The sequence below is a fragment of the Clostridium sp. AF28-12 genome (genome assembly GCF_003435225.1).
Classification (GTDB): Bacteria; Bacillota; Clostridia; order Lachnospirales; family Lachnospiraceae; genus Pilosibacter; species Pilosibacter fragilis.
On the sequence record NZ_QWGJ01000002.1, the window covers coordinates 127550 to 144118 of the forward strand.

The window sequence follows — 16569 nt, forward strand, 5'->3', positions numbered from 1 at the left end:
ATGCAGGTCTGGTGAAGGGCTGCTGCAGGTCTTACAACATATCCATGAATTGCTTCGCGGCCTGGGAGACCGGAAGGTTTTCGTTATGGACCACAACAAGCTGGCGGACCGGAAGTGTCTCGGAGAGCTTTAAGATAAAGAGCTGCTTTTCGTCCTTTGGGATACAGAAATCCGGCACGAAGGCGATTCCAAGGCCGATGCGGGCCAGGTCGATCAGAAGGTCATTGCTGCTGAGCTCGATCTCCGGGACCAGATCGAGATGGGACTTCTGGAACATGGAGTGTAAGAACTCACTTGTGGTACTCTTGCGGTCCAGCATCATGATCGGGTAATCGAGAAGCTCGGCGAGGGTGAAGGTCTTGTCCTGCAACGGAAAATGGTCAGCACTCGCAACGAAAACATCGCGGAATTCCCGGATCGCCCGGACACTGTGGGTGTTCAAGAGACCGGAATTTGGGTAGTTGGTGATAATGAAGTCCACCTGTCCATTCTCTAAAATGCGGGCACAGTCGATCGAGGTGGAGTTCGTTACTTTAATATGAACGTTCGGGTAGAGTTTATGGAACTTATTTAAATATGGGACAAGGAAATAGCGGCAGATCGTGTCGCTGGCGGCGATCCTGAGCTGGCCGCCGTTCAGGGTGTTGGCCTCTAAGAGCTGGGTCTCGCCTTTATGGATCAGGTTCATTGCAGGTTCGATGTGTTTAAATAAGATCTCGCCTTCCGGGGTGAGCTGGACCCGCTTCGTGCTTCGGATAAAGAGCGTCTGGCCCAGCTTTTTTTCCAGAACCTTCACAGACTGGCTGACGGCTGACTGGGAAATATAGAGGCATTTCGATGCCTCGGAAAAGCTCAGAGTTTTTGCAACGTAATAAAATACTTTATATAATTCATAGTTAATATCCATTATTAGTCCTCCTAATGAAACAAGGCTATTTTATCACAGGAACAGGGATTTGAAAAGAGGAAAAAACGAGAAAGTGTGGTTTTGTCTGGAAGCCGGGTGGAAAATATGGTATGATTACGGAAAGGCGGCGGGGCGGGAAGAAGAAATCCGTCGTGCGAAAAATAAGAAAAACAGGTGCAAAGGAGAAGCAAAAAGCTTTGCGAAGAGAGAATAACTGTGAAAGCTGAAGCAGTAATCAAGAAAAATCAGAGAGGTTTATAGAGGCTATGGCAGAAAAAATGAGATATGAGAACGAAATAGAGAACGCGAAGGTTGACGACGAGTTCAACAACTCCGAGGAGGATTTAAGCGCGGAGGACATCTACCGCGTATATATGGAGGAGATCGCGGCGATCCCGCCATGCAGCGAGGCGGAGAACGCGAAGCTTCTCGGCGAGATCCGGAACGGAAACAAGGCGGCGAGAGAGCGCCTCATCGAGGGCAACTTAAAGAACGCCCTGTTCTTCGTCCAGGATTACATCAACAAAGGTGTTCCGATGGCGGACCTGATCCAGGAAGCCAGTCTGGAGCTCATGATGCTGGCAGATGAAGGGTTCGAGGGTAGTTTTGAAAAACTTCTGGAGAGCCGGATCCGTGTCCGTATGGAGGAGATCATCAACGATCAGAAGAAGGAAGCGGATATCGAGGAGGAGATGTTAGCCCGCGTCAATGTGCTTCAGGAGGTATCGAAATCCATGGCGGAGGAGCTTGGACGCGAGGCAAAGCTTTCCGAGCTTGCGGAGCGCATGAAGATGACCGAGGACGAGGTCCGGGAGATCATGAAGGTGACCATGGACGCGCTGAGCATGAGCAAGATCAACCAGAGATTACAGAGTTAAAATCAATATATAAGTATAAATAATAAAAATAATTAAATATATTAACTTTACTAATCACACTGACCTGTGCTATGATTAAGGCAAAATGAAAACCATCTGACAAAGCCGTTTTCCAGGAGGAGAGACTATGAGCGTAAAGCGCGTATTTGTTGAGAAAAAACCGGAATATGCAATCAAGGCAAGAGAGCTTCGCGAGGAGATCGCAAGCTATCTTGACATTACAGGGGTAACGGGCGTCCGTGTGTTAGTCCGCTACGATATTGAAAATATTTCTGAGGACGTATATAAAGAGGCACTCGGAACGATCTTTTCCGAGCCGCCGGTAGACGATGTGTTTGAGGAGACATTCCCGCACAGCGCGGAGGATGTGGTATTCTCCGTTGAGTATCTGCCGGGACAGTTTGACCAGAGAGCCGATTCCGCGGAGCAGTGTGTAAAGTTATTAAACGAGAACGAGGAGCCGGTGATCCGCTCCGCAATGACCTATGTGATCTCCGGAAAGCTTTCCGGGGAGGAGATCGCAGCAATCAAGTCCTTCTGTATCAACCCGGTGGACTCCAGAGAGGCGTCCGAGGAGATCCCGGAGACACTTGTCACCGTATTTGATGTGCCGGAAGACGTTGCGGTCTTTGACGGATTTAAGGATATGGACGAGGCGGCCTTAAAGGAACTCTACGGTTCCTTAAACCTCGCAATGACCTTCAAAGACTTCCTTCACATCCAGAACTACTATAAGAACGAAGAGCACAGAGATCCGTCCGTGACAGAGATCCGCGTGCTTGATACATACTGGTCCGATCACTGCCGCCACACCACATTCTCCACAGAACTCAAGAATGTGACATTCACAGAGGGCGACTACAAGAAACCGATCGAGGATACCTACAACCAGTACCTTGCTGACCACAAGGAGATCTACAAAGGACGCGACGACAAGTTCGTATGTCTCATGGACCTTGCGATCATGGGCATGAAAAAGCTCCGCAAAGAGGGCAAGTTAGAAGATCTTGAGGTATCCGACGAGATCAACGCCTGCTCCATCGTCGTTCCGGTGGAGATCGACGGAAAGACCGAGGAGTGGCTCGTAAACTTCAAGAACGAGACCCATAACCACCCGACAGAGATTGAACCCTTCGGCGGCGCGGCAACCTGCCTTGGCGGCGCGATCCGTGACCCGCTTTCCGGACGTACCTATGTATACCAGGCAATGCGCATCACAGGTGCCGCTGACCCGACAAAGCCGTTAAATCAGACATTAAAGGGCAAGCTTCCGCAGAGAAAGATCGTTACAGAGGCTGCCCATGGATATAGCTCCTACGGAAACCAGATCGGTCTTGCGACCGGTTATGTAAAAGAACTCTACCATCCGGGCTATGTTGCGAAGAGAATGGAGATCGGTGCTGTTATGGCGGCAGCTCCGAGAAAGAACGTGATCCGTGAGACATCCGATCCGGGTGATGTGATCATCCTTCTCGGCGGACGTACCGGCCGTGATGGAATCGGCGGTGCGACAGGTTCCTCCAAGGTACACACAGAGGCATCCATCGAGGTCTGCGGCGCTGAGGTCCAGAAAGGTAACGCCCCGACCGAGAGAAAGATCCAGAGAATGTTCCGCCGTCCGGAAGTTTCCAGACTGATCAAAAAGTGCAACGACTTTGGCGCAGGCGGAGTTTCCGTAGCGATCGGTGAACTCGCTGACGGACTTCTGATTGATCTCGATAAAGTACCGAAAAAGTACGCAGGTCTTGACGGAACAGAGCTTGCGATCTCTGAGTCCCAGGAGAGAATGGCAGTTGTCGTTGATCCGAAAGATGTTGACACATTCTTAGGATACGCCAAGGAGGAGAACCTTGAGGCTGTCACAGTCGCAACAGTCACAGAGAGCCCGAGACTCGTCCTCACATGGCGGGGAAAGACCATCGTTGACTTAAGCCGTGCGTTCCTCGACACAAACGGCGCTCATCAGGAGACAGACGTTACCCTGGAGGTTCCGAACCATGAGGGAACTCCGTTTGAAAAGAAAGAAGTAGGAGACGTTAAGGAAAAATGGCTGAAGATGCTCGGTTCCTTAAATGTCTGCTCCCAGAAAGGTCTCGTTGAGATGTTCGACTCCTCCATCGGCGCATCTACCGTTATGATGCCGTACGGCGGAAAATATCAGCAGACTGAGATCCAGACCATGGTCGCTAAGCTTCCGGTTCTGGAAGGAAAGTGCGACGCTGTGACCATGATGAGCTACGGCTTTGATCCGTATCTCTCCAGCTGGAGTCCGTATCACGGCGCGATCTACGCAGTCCTCACATCTGTCGCTAAGATCGCAGCAGCAGGCGGTGACCACAGGAAGATCCGCTTCACATTCCAGGAGTACTTCCGCAGAATGAGCAGCAAGCCGGCAAGATGGAGCCAGCCGTTCGCAGCACTTCTCGGTGCCTACAATGCGCAGCTGGGCTTCGGACTTCCGTCCATCGGCGGTAAGGACAGTATGTCCGGTACCTTTGATGAGGAGAGCGGAAAAGAGATCGACGTCCCGCCGACCCTGGTTTCCTTCGCGGTTGACGTTGCAAGCGCGAAGAACATGATCTCCCCGGAATTCAAGAAGGCCGGAAATAAGATCGTTGTATTTGAAATTAAAAAAGATTCCTATGATCTTCCGGATTATGCCCAGATCATGGCTGGATATGATAAACTCCATGAGGACATCAAGGCAGGCCGCGTGATCTCCGCGTACGCCGCAGAGGCAAACGGAATCGCAGAGGCAGTCAGCAAGATGGCCTTCGGAAACCACCTCGGTGTCAAGATCGAGCATGACGTGGATCCGAGAGACTTCTTTGCACCGGCATGGGGCAATATCGTCTGCGAGGTTCCGGCTGATAAGGTCGGCGAGCTTCAGATGAGCTACCGTGTCATCGGTGAAGTTACCGACAAGGCAGCCTTCGAGTACGGCAATGTCTCCATTGCGCTCGACGAGGCATTAAAGACATGGGACGCAGCTCTCGAGGATGTATTCCCGACAGAGAGCGCGGTAAAGAAAGAAGAAGTTAAGAACGAAGTATTTAAGGCAGAGAACGTTGTGATCTGCAATCATAAGATCGGTACTCCGACTGTATTTATTCCGGTATTCCCGGGAACAAACTGTGAGTACGACAGCACGAAGGCATTCGAACGTGCGGGAGCAAAGGTCATCACAAAGGTATTCAAGAACATGAGCGCCGAGGACATCCGTGATTCCGTAGAAGTCTACAGAAAGAGCATCGAAGAGTCCCAGATCGTTATGTTCCCGGGCGGCTTCTCCGCAGGTGATGAGCCGGAAGGTTCCGCAAAGTTCTTCGCTACTGCGTTCCGCAACGAGGTATTAAAGGACGAGATCATGAAGCTCTTAAATGAGCGTGACGGATTAATGCTCGGTATCTGTAACGGTTTCCAGGCTCTCATCAAGCTTGGTCTTGTGCCGGAAGGAAAGATCGTAGAGCAGAAGCCGGATTCCCCGACCTTAACCTACAACACCATCGGACGCCACGTTTCCAAGATGGTTAACTTAAAGGTCGTTTCCAACAAGTCCCCGTGGCTTGCAGGCGCAGAACTTGGCGGCGTTTACACAAACCCGGTATCCCACGGCGAGGGACGTTTCGTGGCTCCGAAGGAATGGATCGACAAGCTCTTCGCAAACGGACAGGTTGCGACCCAGTACGTTGACCTTAACGGTGTTCCGACCATGGACGAATACTGGAACCCGAACGGCTCCTTCATGGCGATCGAAGGTATCACAAGCCCGGATGGACGTGTCTACGGTAAGATGGGCCATGCTGAGAGACGCGGCGACTATGTTGCAAAGAACATCACAGGCGAGCAGGATCTGAAGCTGTTTGAGAGTGGTGTGAAGTATTTCAAATAATTGAATATTTGGAAGAAATAAGAGAATGCCCCAGGGAGAGAAAATTCCCCTGGGGCGTTCTGCGCTGCTGTGCATTCGGAAGAAGCTGCCGATTACCATGAACCTGAAAGAGACTGTTGACAGGAGGTTCTGTGTGAGGTGCTGCTTTGCCGCGGTACCTCAGTTAGTTGACAGAAACTCCGAAGCGTACTAAACTGGACGTATCCGCGGCTGGCGGACAGTGACGGCCGCATATTATAGTTTTGGAGGGTATTTGACATGGCATGCACAACGATTCTTGTAGGAAAAAACGCGTCTTATGACGGTTCAACGATGATCGCGCGAAATGATGATTCCGGTTCCGGACATTTTACGGCGAAAAAATTTGTGGTGATCCACCCGGAGGAGCAGCCGAAGGTTTATAAGTCTGTTCTCTCTCATGCTGAGATCGATCTTCCGGGAGATCCGATGAAGTTTACGGCAGTTCCGAACGCCATTAAGGGAAAGGGAATCTGGGCGGCCAGCGGCGTTAATGAAAAGAATGTCGGCATGACAGCTACGGAAACCATCACATCCAACGCTCGTGTTCTCGGAGCAGACCCGCTTGTAAAGTTACAGCCGGCGGAGGACGGAAAAGAGGAGATCGTCGGTGGAATCGGTGAGGAAGACCTTGTGTACATCACGCTTCCGTATATCAGCAGCGCGAGAGAAGGTGTGATCCGCCTCGGAAGTCTTTTGGAGAAGTACGGGACTTACGAGATGAACGGTATCGCGTTCCAGGACGTCAACGAGATCTGGTGGCTTGAGACCATCGGCGGACATCACTGGATCGCAAAGCGTGTTCCGGATGACCGTTACGTGGTGATGCCGAACCAGTTCGGTATCGATGATTTTGACTTAAACGACGCGTTCTCCGAGCAGAATGAACATATGTGTTCTTCCGACTTAAGAGAGTTTATCGCTGAGAACCACCTGGACCTCTCCTTAAACGGAGGAAATGGGAGCCATTTTGATGCCCGCGCCGCATTCGGAAGCCACAGCGATTCCGACCATATCTACAATACACCAAGAGCATGGTTTATGGAGCGCTACTTTAATCCGAAGACAAAGAAGTGGGACGGACCGGACGCGGACTACAGACCGGAATCCGACGATATCCCGTGGAGCATGGTTCCGGAGAAGAAGATCACGGTGGAGGATGTCAAGTATGCTCTTTCCTCCCATTTCCAGGGAACCCCTTACGATCCGTACGCAAAGAGCGGTGACGGACTCCAGAAGGGCAAATACCGCGCTATCGGCATCAACCGCAATGATTTCCTTGCTCTGATCCAGATGCGCCCGGGTGCCCCGGCAAACTGTCAGGCGGTCCAGTGGCTGGCTTTCGCGTCAAACGCGTTCAACACCCTGGTTCCGTTCTACGCGGCTGTGGACGAGACACCGGAGTACCTTGCGAACACCACGAAGGAAGTCTCTACAGAGAACTTCTACTGGTCCGCGAGAATGATCGCGGCTATGGCGGACGCGTCCTTCGCAAAATCCGCGATCCACATCGAGCGCTACCAGAACGCTGTGGAGGCGAAGGGGCATGCGCTGCTCAACAAGTATGATAAAGAGGCGGCGAAGGTTACGGATCCGGCGGAGAGCAGAAGACTTTTAGAAGAAGCGAACCGCGAGATCGCGAAGATGTTGAAAGAGGAGACAGGAAATACCCTGGATCATGTGCTCTTTGAGCTCAGCAATTCCATGAAGAATGCGTTTTCAAGATCTGACGCGTAAAAATGTCAGAAAGTGCCTGTCGGAATCATTGGAAGGCCTGGAAACCATGAATGATGGCAGCAGGAATGAATAAAGATGAATAAAGAAAGACCTCCCAGGAGACAGAATCTAAGTTTATGGTTCTGTATTCCTGTAGGAGGTCTTTTAAGCTCATTAGAAATCCTTAAAGGAAACTTATGCGGTTATAAAAAGCTGCTGCCGTTGCGGCCCGCCGCGGCAGGGAAAAAGGTTTCTGCCATTATTTCTTCTTATGATACAGATATCGCGGAATTCCGTCCACCATAACTGGTGACACGTCACCCTGGATCAGCGGGCGGACATAGCTGATAAACTCGTCGGTGACGTAGGTACCGTCCTCGGTGATCCATTCCCTCGGGACCACTTTTTCCACATTGGAGACCTTGTGGACATTTCTAAGGTCTGTGGTGGACTGGTACGGGTCATCGGAGAGACGTTTGATGATGACCATCTCACCGGTATCGCCCTCGTCGGCTGCCTTCACGGCGGCACCGCCGACCTGGAAAGCTTCCAGAATGTCGATTCGGGATGCCAGATGGGAGGCCGCTCTCTGCATGGAGCTAAGCTCTATGGTTCTCGTCTTGCAGCCAATCTCCTGAGCCAGACGGCGGGCAAGATAGTTCGCGGTGCCTGTGAGCTGCTTGTGGCCGAAGGCGTCAACGAAATCCACACCGTCGGTGAGCTCGCACACATAACGTCCGTCCGCCAGGCGGATGCCTTCGGAGACGGCGACCACAACGAAAGTCTTTTCTGCCAGGAGTTCCTTAATGCGGACAAGGAAATTGTCGATATCGAAGGGAAGTTCCGGGACATAGATCAGGTCCGGTCCATCGCAATCCTCGCCCTTGGAGAGCGCCGCGGCACCAACGAGCCATCCGGCGTTTCGGCCCATGATCTCGACGATGGTGACAAGGCCCTTATCGTAGATCAGCGCCTGGCTGTCCTGGATGATCTCTTTCACTGATGTTCCGATGTATTTCGCCGCGCTGCCGTATCCCGGTGTGTGGTCGGTCAGGGCGAGATCGTTGTCGATAGTCTTCGGAACGCCTAAAAATTTGGTTGGATGACCCCTTAAGATCGCGTAGTCGGACAGCTTTTTGATCGTATCCATGGAATCGTTTCCGCCGATATAGATAAAGCACTCGATCTCAAGCTTGTCGAGAATAGAAAAGATTTTATCGTATGTAGCGATGTCCTCATGGATCTCCGGGAGCTTATAGCGGCATGATCCGAGATAGGCAGCAGGTGTGCGTTTTAAAAGTTCTACGTCCAGATCCGTCTGGATATGTTCGGAAAGATCGATATAATCTTCGTTTAAGAGACCCTGAATGCCGTGACGCATGCCGTATACTTTTTTTGCTCCGCGGTCGATAGCGGTGCGGTAAACGCCCGCGAGACTGGAATTGATAGCGGCAGTCGGGCCACCGGACTGTCCAACGATAATGTTGCCTTTCATGTAGCATCCCTCCAGGTATTGTAATTATATGATAACTGTCCGTCAGACCAGCGTTTTGAGTTTTTTCGCTGATCGAAGACACGGAAACACGGAGCAGTTACAATAAAATCATTATATCAGTTTTATGATGCAAAAACAAGTAAAAGGCAGAATATTTAGAAAAAAGATGACAAATTTGAAATATATGCGCATCTCGAACAAATATGACAGGATTTTGACGATTGAGTGATTAGGAGTGTGAAGTACTGGAAAAACCGGTGGCTATCTGGCTGGGCGTGAACGGCAGCACTCCGGAAGAGCCATAATTTCTGTCAACGAAAAGATACTTTACATTTATATGAAGAATATGTTAAGATAAACCGGTATGTGTAGAAAAACAGCGATAAATACGAGGTTTTGACATGGAAGAAAAAGAGGTACAGGGAGCACCGGTACACAAGCGGCGTGTCCGTTACAGCGGGACACATCCGAAACGGTTTGAGGAAAAGTATAAAGAACAGAATCCGGAGAAATATGCTGACACGGTCGAGAAGGTCATCAAAAAAGGCAGCACTCCGGCAGGCATGCACATCTCGATCTGTGTGAACGAGATCCTGGATTTCCTGGATATCAGACCGGGAATGCAGGGGCTTGACGCTACATTGGGTTACGGCGGGCACACAACGGAGATGTTGAAGAAACTCGAGGGACAGGGACACATGTACGGCCTTGATGTGGATCCCATCGAGATCGTGAAGACGAAGGCACGGTTAAAGGAGCGCGGATTTGACGAGGACATCCTTACGGTGAAGCAGATGAACTTCGCGGATATCGATAAGCTTGTCCCGGAGACCGGACTTTTTGATTTCGTTCTGGCGGATCTCGGTGTGTCCTCCATGCAGATCGATAACCCGGAACGCGGATTTACCTACAAGGCGGACGGTCCGTTAGACCTGAGACTGAATCCGGAAAAGGGGATCTCCGCGGCGGAGCGGTTAAAGCAGATGGATATGGAAGAAATCGCCGGAATGTTTGTGGAAAATTCCGACGAGCCGTATGCGGAGGAGATCGCGAGGGAGATTGCGAAGAGAAATAGAAAGCGCCAGTATATTGAGACGACGACAGGACTTAAGGAAGTCATTGAGACAACACTTTCCTTCATTCCGGAAAAAGAGCGGAAGGAAGCGGTGAAGAAGTCCTGCCAGAGATGTTTCCAGGCACTCCGGATCGATGTAAACCAGGAATTTGAGGTTTTGGAAAGTTTCCTTACAGAGCTTCCGGGTATCCTGGCACCGGGCGGAAGAGCGGCGATCCTGACGTTCCATTCTGGCGAGGATCGTCTCGTAAAGTATTACTTCAAAGAAGGCAAAAAAGATGGACTTTACAGTGACGTGGCAAACGATGTGATCCGCCCGTCCGCGGAGGAATGTCAGAGAAATCCGAGGGCGAGATCCACGAAGATGCGCTGGGCGATCCGTGAGGGAGAGAATTCCCATAGAAATTAATGTAATAGAAGATAAAAGTCCAGCAGGCACACGTTTGGGCGGCTATGCACTTGGAAAACTATCGACAGCAGTTCTTTTAAATTGCTATGGATCCGGAAGCAGCTGCCGGTGGCAAGCCCTGCGGATGAGATTTTGCTGAACAAGTTTCTGACAGACAGATTTAGAAAGTGAAATAAACGTATATGGACGAAAAGTTTGAAGAAAGAACAGGGGAGTATGAAGAGAGGGAAGACCACAGACTGAAACATGCAGGCGCTATCGCATTATTTTTATCATCGCCGGTGTTCTCCTATGTCATGTTCGAGTTCGTGACCGGAAACTTTGTGATGGTACTTCCGAAGAACGCGGTGCTCAACATTGTATGGATGTTCGCGCTGTACCTTCTGGTATTCGGAATCTCCGGCAGCACCCGGATTTCCGTTCCGGTCTCTTCTGTGATCCTCTATGCGATCTCCCTGGCGGAGGCGTTTGTCGTTTCCTTCAGAAGCCGTCCGATCATGATGGGCGATGTTCTGGCGGTGAAGACCGCGATGACGGTTGCAGGAAGCTACGATTACACCCCGACATTTATGATGATCATCTGCGGTGTTCTCCTGATCATATGGAACGCGCTGGCGCAGTTTGTGTTTGTGCGGGTAAAAGGAAAAAAGAAAAGAGCAGCGGTATTCAGCGTTTCTGCTGGTGCGGTTGCTGCGTTTATCGCCTGCTTTTATAACTTTATGATCTCAGGCCTGTCTCTGGAGGTAAACCTTTGGGATCCGACGACCTCCTACGCAGAGAATGGCTATATCCTGTCCTCCGCAATCTCGATCAAATATCTGGTAAAGAAAGCGCCGGGAGGTTACTCCCAGGCGAAGATCCAGGAAATCTGCGACAAATATGTGGACAGTGAGAAGGAGCGGAATGGGGAGACTGCTGCAGTGGTGGCGTCCGGGGACGCGGTCCAGCCGACGAATATTATCTGTATCATGAACGAGAGTCTTTCCGATCTGGCGGTGGACGGAGATTTTACGACAAATATCGATTATCTCCCGTTTCTCCACAGCCTGACGGAGAACACCGTAAAAGGAAAGCTCTGCATGCCGGTATTTGGTGCCATGACCAGCAACTCTGAGTTTGAATTTCTGATCGGTGACTCTATGTATCTGATGCCGAGAGGAAGTGTGGCTTATCAGTTCTATGTAAATCCGGGCGTCCGCTCCATGGTCAGCACGGTGAGGGATCAGGGATACACACCGGTTGCCATGCACCCGTACCCGGCTGAGAACTGGAACCGCCGCATCTGCTACAACAACATGGGCTTCAGCGATTTCATGGATATCAGCGCCTACGAAAGCCGGGATGAACTTCGAAATTATATCAGTGACCTGAGCGATTTTAAGGTCATCACCGAGTATATCGAGCAGAAGGCAAATCCGGATGACAAGCTGTTCCTCTTTAATGTGACCATGCAGAACCACGGCGGCTATACGATCCCATACGCGAATTTTGACCAGGAAGTATGGCTCACCGGGGACATGGAAGGAAAGTATCCGGAGGCAGACATGTATCTGTCCCTCGTGAAGAAATCTGATGAAGCTTTTGAGTGGCTTGTAAATTATTTCTCCCAGTGCGACCAGCCGACGATGATCGTCATGTTCGGCGACCATCAGCCGGGAATCGAGGACGAGTTCTTCGATGAGGCTATGGGCGTGGAGAGTGCGAAGGTTCCGAATGAGCAGAAAATGGTCTGGTACGAGACCCCGTTTGTGATCTGGACCAACTACGACCAGCCTTCGGAGGACATGGGACGGTTAGGTGCAATTTACCTTTCCTCCTATGTATTAAAGCGCGCGAACCTGTCACTGACTCCGTATAACGAATTCCTCTTACAGCTTTCCGAAAAGCTTCCGATCATCCATCACCTTGGAATCTGGGAATCCGACGGAACCTACCACAGCTGGGAGGACGCGGAGAGCGGGGACTACGATTGGAAGGAACAGCTGGTGGAGTATGAGAAGCTTGTATACAACCACAGCCTGGATTCGAAGACCGTGAATGAGATGTTTTCGATCGCACAGTAAATGAATATTATATAGAGATGGGCAGCCTGGAGACAGGCTGCCTGTTTTGCGTAATAGCTCGCGCGAGAATGTGCCAAGGCACATTCATTTTTGAAAGTTCCGCTAAAGTAAAACTTTATGCAAAATAAAAAGAGAAGAGGGCGGCAGGAACAACTGCAGATGCCTGTCTCCGGAGAGCAGGCGAAGAGCCAGTATGAGAAGAACGGCACTGTCAGGGATGAGAGTATTTTTTGTATTGAAATAAAATGTCAAAAAAGTGACAAAGAGGATTGACAAGATGGTTAGTTGGTGCTAATCTTTGTTAGTAGAAACTAACAGGCGAAAGAAGATACCCCATGGGGAATGAAAAACTGTAGTTTCTGAAAATTAAGAGGAGGCGTGATCCGTCATGATAAATGGTATTATTATCGTCGCATTGATCGTTGTCGCGATCTTCGCGGTGAAAGGTTCGCTCCGCCAGTTCACCTATGGCTGCTGCGGAACGAAAGATGTAGAAAAGAAGATCAAGGTGCAGGATAAAAATGCTTCAGACTATCCGTACTACGCAGTCATCGGAGTGGACGGCATGAAATGCAAACACTGCAAGCTCCATGTGGAGAATGCGTTTAATGAGAAGGATGGCAACTGGGCTGAGGTAAACCTCGAGAAGAAGAAAGCCGATGTCCGCATGAAGACAAAACTGACAGACCGTGAGATCCGTGACATCGTGAGCAAGGCCGGCTATGTGCTCCGCAATATCGAGTGGAAGCAGGCGTAAACGAAAAAACGGTTTCGGTTGAAACTCCAAATGCCTGGCTCTCTGCAGGGCAGGAACACACTTTTTAGGAATGAGAGGGATGCCGGATGTGGCAGAAGAAAGACATCGTTAATGAGTTCCAGAGACTTGGGAAGCGTATTACAAAGCAGAGAATGGTCATCCTTGATGTGATCTTAGAACAGAACTGGACCGACTGCAAGGAAGTCTACTATGAGGCGGTACAGAGAGATTCCACCGTGGGTCTTTCCACAGTCTACCGCACGATCCGCATGCTGGAGGAGATGGGCGTCTTAAAGCGCGTTTACCAGTATGTATTTACGGATGAAACAGGAGTGCGCGCAGACGGGGAAAACGAGGTTATCGCCCCGGAGTTCCACGGAAAGAACGGTCTCAGACAGATCGAAAAAGAGAAAGAAAAATGCTGTTCCGTCAGTGCGTCATAAACGCGGAGAAAACAGCAGGTCATAGAGTTAGGAATGACTGTAAATTATCAGAAAATGACAAAATTTTTCAACATAAAATATTATGATTGACTAACTTGGGGGCGAAGAGTTACCATGTGAAAAATGCTTGAAAGCCTTCCGGTTTTCGGCGTTCTGCCAAGTAAAATGCAAGGGAGTGAAAACCGATGAAACACCATAAATTCTGGGCGTGGGCAACTGTTTTCTGCTTTGCTATGGTGATGTATACCGGATATAAGCACAAGTGATCCGGCAGCTAAAAGCCAGGTCAGCAGGCTTTAAACAGGACAGATCATTTACTATTAAATTATATTTTTTACTTACAGGAGGAATTTAAAATGTTAGATGTTAAGAAATGCTTGAAATTAAAAAATGTTGCAGTATTCGCAGGCGGTGTTCTTTTTGGGACAGCTGGTGTCAAGGTTCTCGGAAGCCAGGACGCTAAGAAGTTATACATCAACTGCCTCGCAGCAGGTCTCCGCGCAAAAGAGTGCGTTATGACAACAGCTTCCAACATCCAGGCAAACGCTGAGGATGTTCTTGCAGAGGCTAAGGAGATCAACAGAGCACGTGCTGAAGAAGCATTCGGTGAGGAAGAGGAAGCAGCAGAAGACTTCACAGAGACAACAGAAAAAGCAGAGGACGCTGAATAATCATTATGAAATCAGGAATCAGATTTACGGTAAAACATGATATCAAGGGCCGTATCCGAATCCATCTCACCAGAGGCCGCCTGTCAGTCAGACAGGCGGACCTCTTTTCCTTTTATCTCGCATCCCTTCCGCAGGTAACGGCAGCAAAGGTATATGAGAGAATCGGAGATGCGGCGATCACGTACACAGGCTCAAAGGAAGATCTCATTGCTGAGATCTTAAGGTTCTCCTTTGACGATGAAGAGTTAAACGAGATCGTGCCTGTGACAAGCACGAGAGAGTTAAATCAGGAGTTCCAGGAAAAGCTCGTGACAAAGTGTCTTACAAGATGTCTTACAAAGATCTTCCTTCCGGCTCCGGTCCGTGCGGTATGGACAGCGATCCAGTCTGTTCCATTCGTTATTAAAGGCATCAGAAAGCTTGCGGGAAGAAAGCTTGAGGTCGAGGTCCTCGATGCGACGGCGATCACGGTGTCCATGCTGCGGTGCGACTTCAACACAGCAGGATCCGTTATGTTCCTTCTCGGAATCGGTGAGCTTCTGGAAGACTGGACCCACAAGAAGTCTGTCAGCGATCTTGCGGGCAGCATGTCCTTAAATATCGAGAGAGTATGGCAGAAGACAGAGGACGGGGAAGTACTTGTCCCGATCTCTGATATTAAGGAAGGAGATCTCGTCTCCGTCCGCGTCGGCAGCGTGATCCCGCTTGACGGCATTGTAGATTCCGGCGAGGCGATGGTAAACCAGGCATCAATGACCGGTGAGTCTGAGCCGGTCCGCAAGGAGAACGGCATGTACGTCTATGCCGGAACCGCGGTCGAGGAAGGAAACCTCATCGTCCGCGTCAAGAAAGCAGCTGGATCCACAAGATTCGAGCGCATTGTGAAGATGATCGAGGAGTCCGAGAAGTTAAAGTCTTCCTTAGAGACAAAGGCATCCGGACTTGCGGACGCTCTCGTTCCGTGGAGTCTCGGCGGAACCATCGTTACTTACCTTCTCACAAGAAATGTGACAAAGGCGATCTCGATCCTTATGGTTGACTTCTCCTGTGCGTTGAAGCTCGCAATGCCGCTTTCCGTACTCTCTGCTATGAGAGAGGCAAGCAGCTACAAGATGACTGTCAAAGGCGGCTCCTTCATGGAAGCAGTCGCTGAGGCGGACACCATCGTATTCGATAAGACAGGCACCCTCACAAAGGCACAGCCGGTGGTTGCAGACGTTGTGACCTTCGAGGGACGCGACCAGGCTGAGATGTTAAGGATCGCTGCCTGCTTAGAGGAGCACTTCCCGCACTCCATGGCGAACGCGGTTGTTGCGGCCTCCAGAGAGCGCGGACTTGTCCACGAGGAGATGCACTCTAAGGTTGACTATATCGTTGCACACGGAATTGCATCCCATATCGGCGAGGACAAAGTCGTGATCGGTAGCTACCACTTTGTATTCGAGGACGAGCAGTGTGTAGTCCCGGAGGGCGAAGAAGAGAAATTTGAAGCCCTTCCGGCAGAGTACTCCCACCTGTATCTCGCGATCGCGGGAAGACTGGCGGCTGTGATCTGCATCGAGGATCCGCTCCGTCCGGAAGCTCCGGAAGTTATGAAGGAGCTCAGAAAGCTTGGTATCAAGAAGATCGTCATGATGACAGGAGACAGCGAGAGAACGGCCCGCGCCATCGCCGCAAGAGTCGGCGTGGACGAGCATCACTCCGAGGTCCTTCCGGAGGATAAGGCGAACTTCGTTGAAGCAGAGAAGAACGCAGGCCATAAGGTTATTATGGTGGGAGACGGAATCAACGATTCTCCGGCACTCTCCGCGGCAAACGTCGGCATCGCGATCAGCGAGGGCGCTGAGATCGCAAGAGAGATCGCGGACATCACAATCTCTGAGGACGCGATGTTCCAGCTTGTGACTTTAAAAGCAATCAGCAATGCGCTGATGCGGCGTGTTCACAGAAATTACCGCTTTGTCATCAGCTTCAACTTTGGTCTCATCATCTTAGGCGTGATGGGCGTGCTTGCCCCGGCGACATCCGCCCTGCTTCACAACACATCCACCCTGTGCATCAGCATGCACAGCATGACGAACCTGTTGAAGGACGAGGAGAAGAAGCACTAATATAGGTAGAATTGTAACTATGAATGAATGCACTGAATAGTTACGATGAATTATATGCCCGCGGCATGGGGCGATCCGGCCGCGGGTGTTTTTTTCTCTGCATGGAGGTGACATGGAATACCTGGCGGTGCGGC

At 50.5% G+C, this 16569-nt stretch carries 12 protein-coding genes; 10 read left to right on the plus strand and 2 right to left on the minus strand.

Annotated features, from left to right (window positions below):
- Positions 1-31: 31 nt before the first annotated feature.
- On the minus strand, positions 32-907 hold the full coding sequence (locus DWY93_RS02785; protein ID WP_117469445.1) for a LysR family transcriptional regulator: 876 nt from the start codon (positions 905-907) through the stop codon (positions 32-34).
- Between the two features lie 49 nt (positions 908-956).
- On the opposite strand from DWY93_RS02785, the gene DWY93_RS17065 reads away from it, so the two are divergent.
- The 4 genes from DWY93_RS17065 to DWY93_RS02800 all read left to right on the plus strand — a co-directional run bounded on the left by DWY93_RS17065 (position 957) and on the right by DWY93_RS02800 (position 7432).
- On the plus strand, positions 957-1121 hold the full coding sequence (locus DWY93_RS17065; RefSeq protein ID WP_181968285.1) for a hypothetical protein: 165 nt from the start codon (positions 957-959) through the stop codon (positions 1119-1121).
- A gap of 52 nt (positions 1122-1173) precedes the next feature.
- A complete protein-coding gene (locus DWY93_RS02790; RefSeq protein WP_117469446.1) occupies positions 1174-1785 on the plus strand; it encodes a sigma-70 domain-containing protein in 612 nt (203 codons plus the stop codon).
- Between the two features lie 127 nt (positions 1786-1912).
- On the plus strand, positions 1913-5677 hold the full coding sequence (locus DWY93_RS02795; protein ID WP_117469447.1) for a phosphoribosylformylglycinamidine synthase: 3765 nt from the start codon (positions 1913-1915) through the stop codon (positions 5675-5677).
- 258 nt (positions 5678-5935) lie between these two features.
- Positions 5936-7432 carry a C69 family dipeptidase gene (locus DWY93_RS02800; RefSeq protein WP_117469448.1) on the plus strand — a complete coding sequence of 499 codons (1497 nt, stop codon included), beginning with the start codon at positions 5936-5938 and terminating at the stop codon, positions 7430-7432.
- A 238-nt stretch (positions 7433-7670) separates the two neighbouring features.
- Here the strand turns inward: DWY93_RS02800 and DWY93_RS02805 are convergent, their stop codons facing one another.
- Positions 7671-8906: a 6-phosphofructokinase gene (locus DWY93_RS02805; RefSeq protein WP_015554249.1), complete on the minus strand. Its 1236-nt coding sequence runs from the start codon at positions 8904-8906 to the stop codon at positions 7671-7673.
- Between the two features lie 401 nt (positions 8907-9307).
- On the opposite strand from DWY93_RS02805, the gene rsmH reads away from it, so the two are divergent.
- The 6 genes from rsmH (at position 9308) to DWY93_RS02835 (ending at position 16435) form a co-directional block, all read left to right on the plus strand.
- Complete coding sequence (gene rsmH / locus DWY93_RS02810; protein WP_117469449.1) at positions 9308-10390, plus strand: 16S rRNA (cytosine(1402)-N(4))-methyltransferase RsmH; 1083 nt, start codon at positions 9308-9310, stop codon at positions 10388-10390.
- Between the two features lie 182 nt (positions 10391-10572).
- Positions 10573-12453: an LTA synthase family protein gene (locus DWY93_RS02815; protein WP_117469450.1), complete on the plus strand. Its 1881-nt coding sequence runs from the start codon at positions 10573-10575 to the stop codon at positions 12451-12453.
- Positions 12454-12841: 388 nt separating this feature from the next.
- A complete protein-coding gene (locus DWY93_RS02820) occupies positions 12842-13210 on the plus strand; it encodes a heavy metal-associated domain-containing protein (protein ID WP_117469451.1) in 369 nt (122 codons plus the stop codon).
- An 86-nt stretch (positions 13211-13296) separates the two neighbouring features.
- Positions 13297-13653: a transcriptional repressor gene (locus tag DWY93_RS17845; RefSeq protein WP_117469452.1), complete on the plus strand. Its 357-nt coding sequence runs from the start codon at positions 13297-13299 to the stop codon at positions 13651-13653.
- A gap of 356 nt (positions 13654-14009) precedes the next feature.
- Positions 14010-14324, plus strand: coding sequence for a DUF6110 family protein (locus DWY93_RS02830; RefSeq protein ID WP_015554255.1), 315 nt, complete (start codon positions 14010-14012; stop codon positions 14322-14324).
- A 5-nt stretch (positions 14325-14329) separates the two neighbouring features.
- The gene (locus DWY93_RS02835; RefSeq protein ID WP_343220174.1) at positions 14330-16435 is read left to right on the plus strand and encodes a heavy metal translocating P-type ATPase; all 2106 of its coding nucleotides are present in this window, start codon (positions 14330-14332) and stop codon (positions 16433-16435) included.
- Positions 16436-16569: the final 134 nt, after the last annotated feature.

Excerpts from the sequence above, each read along its gene's own strand:
- DWY93_RS02795 (WP_117469447.1), top strand. The coding sequence starts at position 1,913 with ATGAGCGTAAAGCGCGTATTTGTTGAGAAAAAACCGGAATATGCAATC.
- DWY93_RS02820 (WP_117469451.1), top strand. The coding sequence starts at position 12,842 with ATGATAAATGGTATTATTATCGTCGCATTGATCGTTGTCGCGATCTTC.
- DWY93_RS02830 (WP_015554255.1), top strand. The coding sequence starts at position 14,010 with ATGTTAGATGTTAAGAAATGCTTGAAATTAAAAAATGTTGCAGTATTC.
- DWY93_RS02785 (WP_117469445.1), bottom strand. The coding sequence starts at position 907 with ATGGATATTAACTATGAATTATATAAAGTATTTTATTACGTTGCAAAA.
- DWY93_RS02835 (WP_343220174.1), top strand. The coding sequence starts at position 14,330 with ATGAAATCAGGAATCAGATTTACGGTAAAACATGATATCAAGGGCCGT.
- DWY93_RS02790 (WP_117469446.1), top strand. The coding sequence starts at position 1,174 with ATGGCAGAAAAAATGAGATATGAGAACGAAATAGAGAACGCGAAGGTT.
- DWY93_RS02800 (WP_117469448.1), top strand. The coding sequence starts at position 5,936 with ATGGCATGCACAACGATTCTTGTAGGAAAAAACGCGTCTTATGACGGT.
- DWY93_RS02805 (WP_015554249.1), bottom strand. The coding sequence starts at position 8,906 with ATGAAAGGCAACATTATCGTTGGACAGTCCGGTGGCCCGACTGCCGCT.
- rsmH (WP_117469449.1), top strand. The coding sequence starts at position 9,308 with ATGGAAGAAAAAGAGGTACAGGGAGCACCGGTACACAAGCGGCGTGTC.
- DWY93_RS02815 (WP_117469450.1), top strand. The coding sequence starts at position 10,573 with ATGGACGAAAAGTTTGAAGAAAGAACAGGGGAGTATGAAGAGAGGGAA.
- DWY93_RS17845 (WP_117469452.1), top strand. The coding sequence starts at position 13,297 with ATGTGGCAGAAGAAAGACATCGTTAATGAGTTCCAGAGACTTGGGAAG.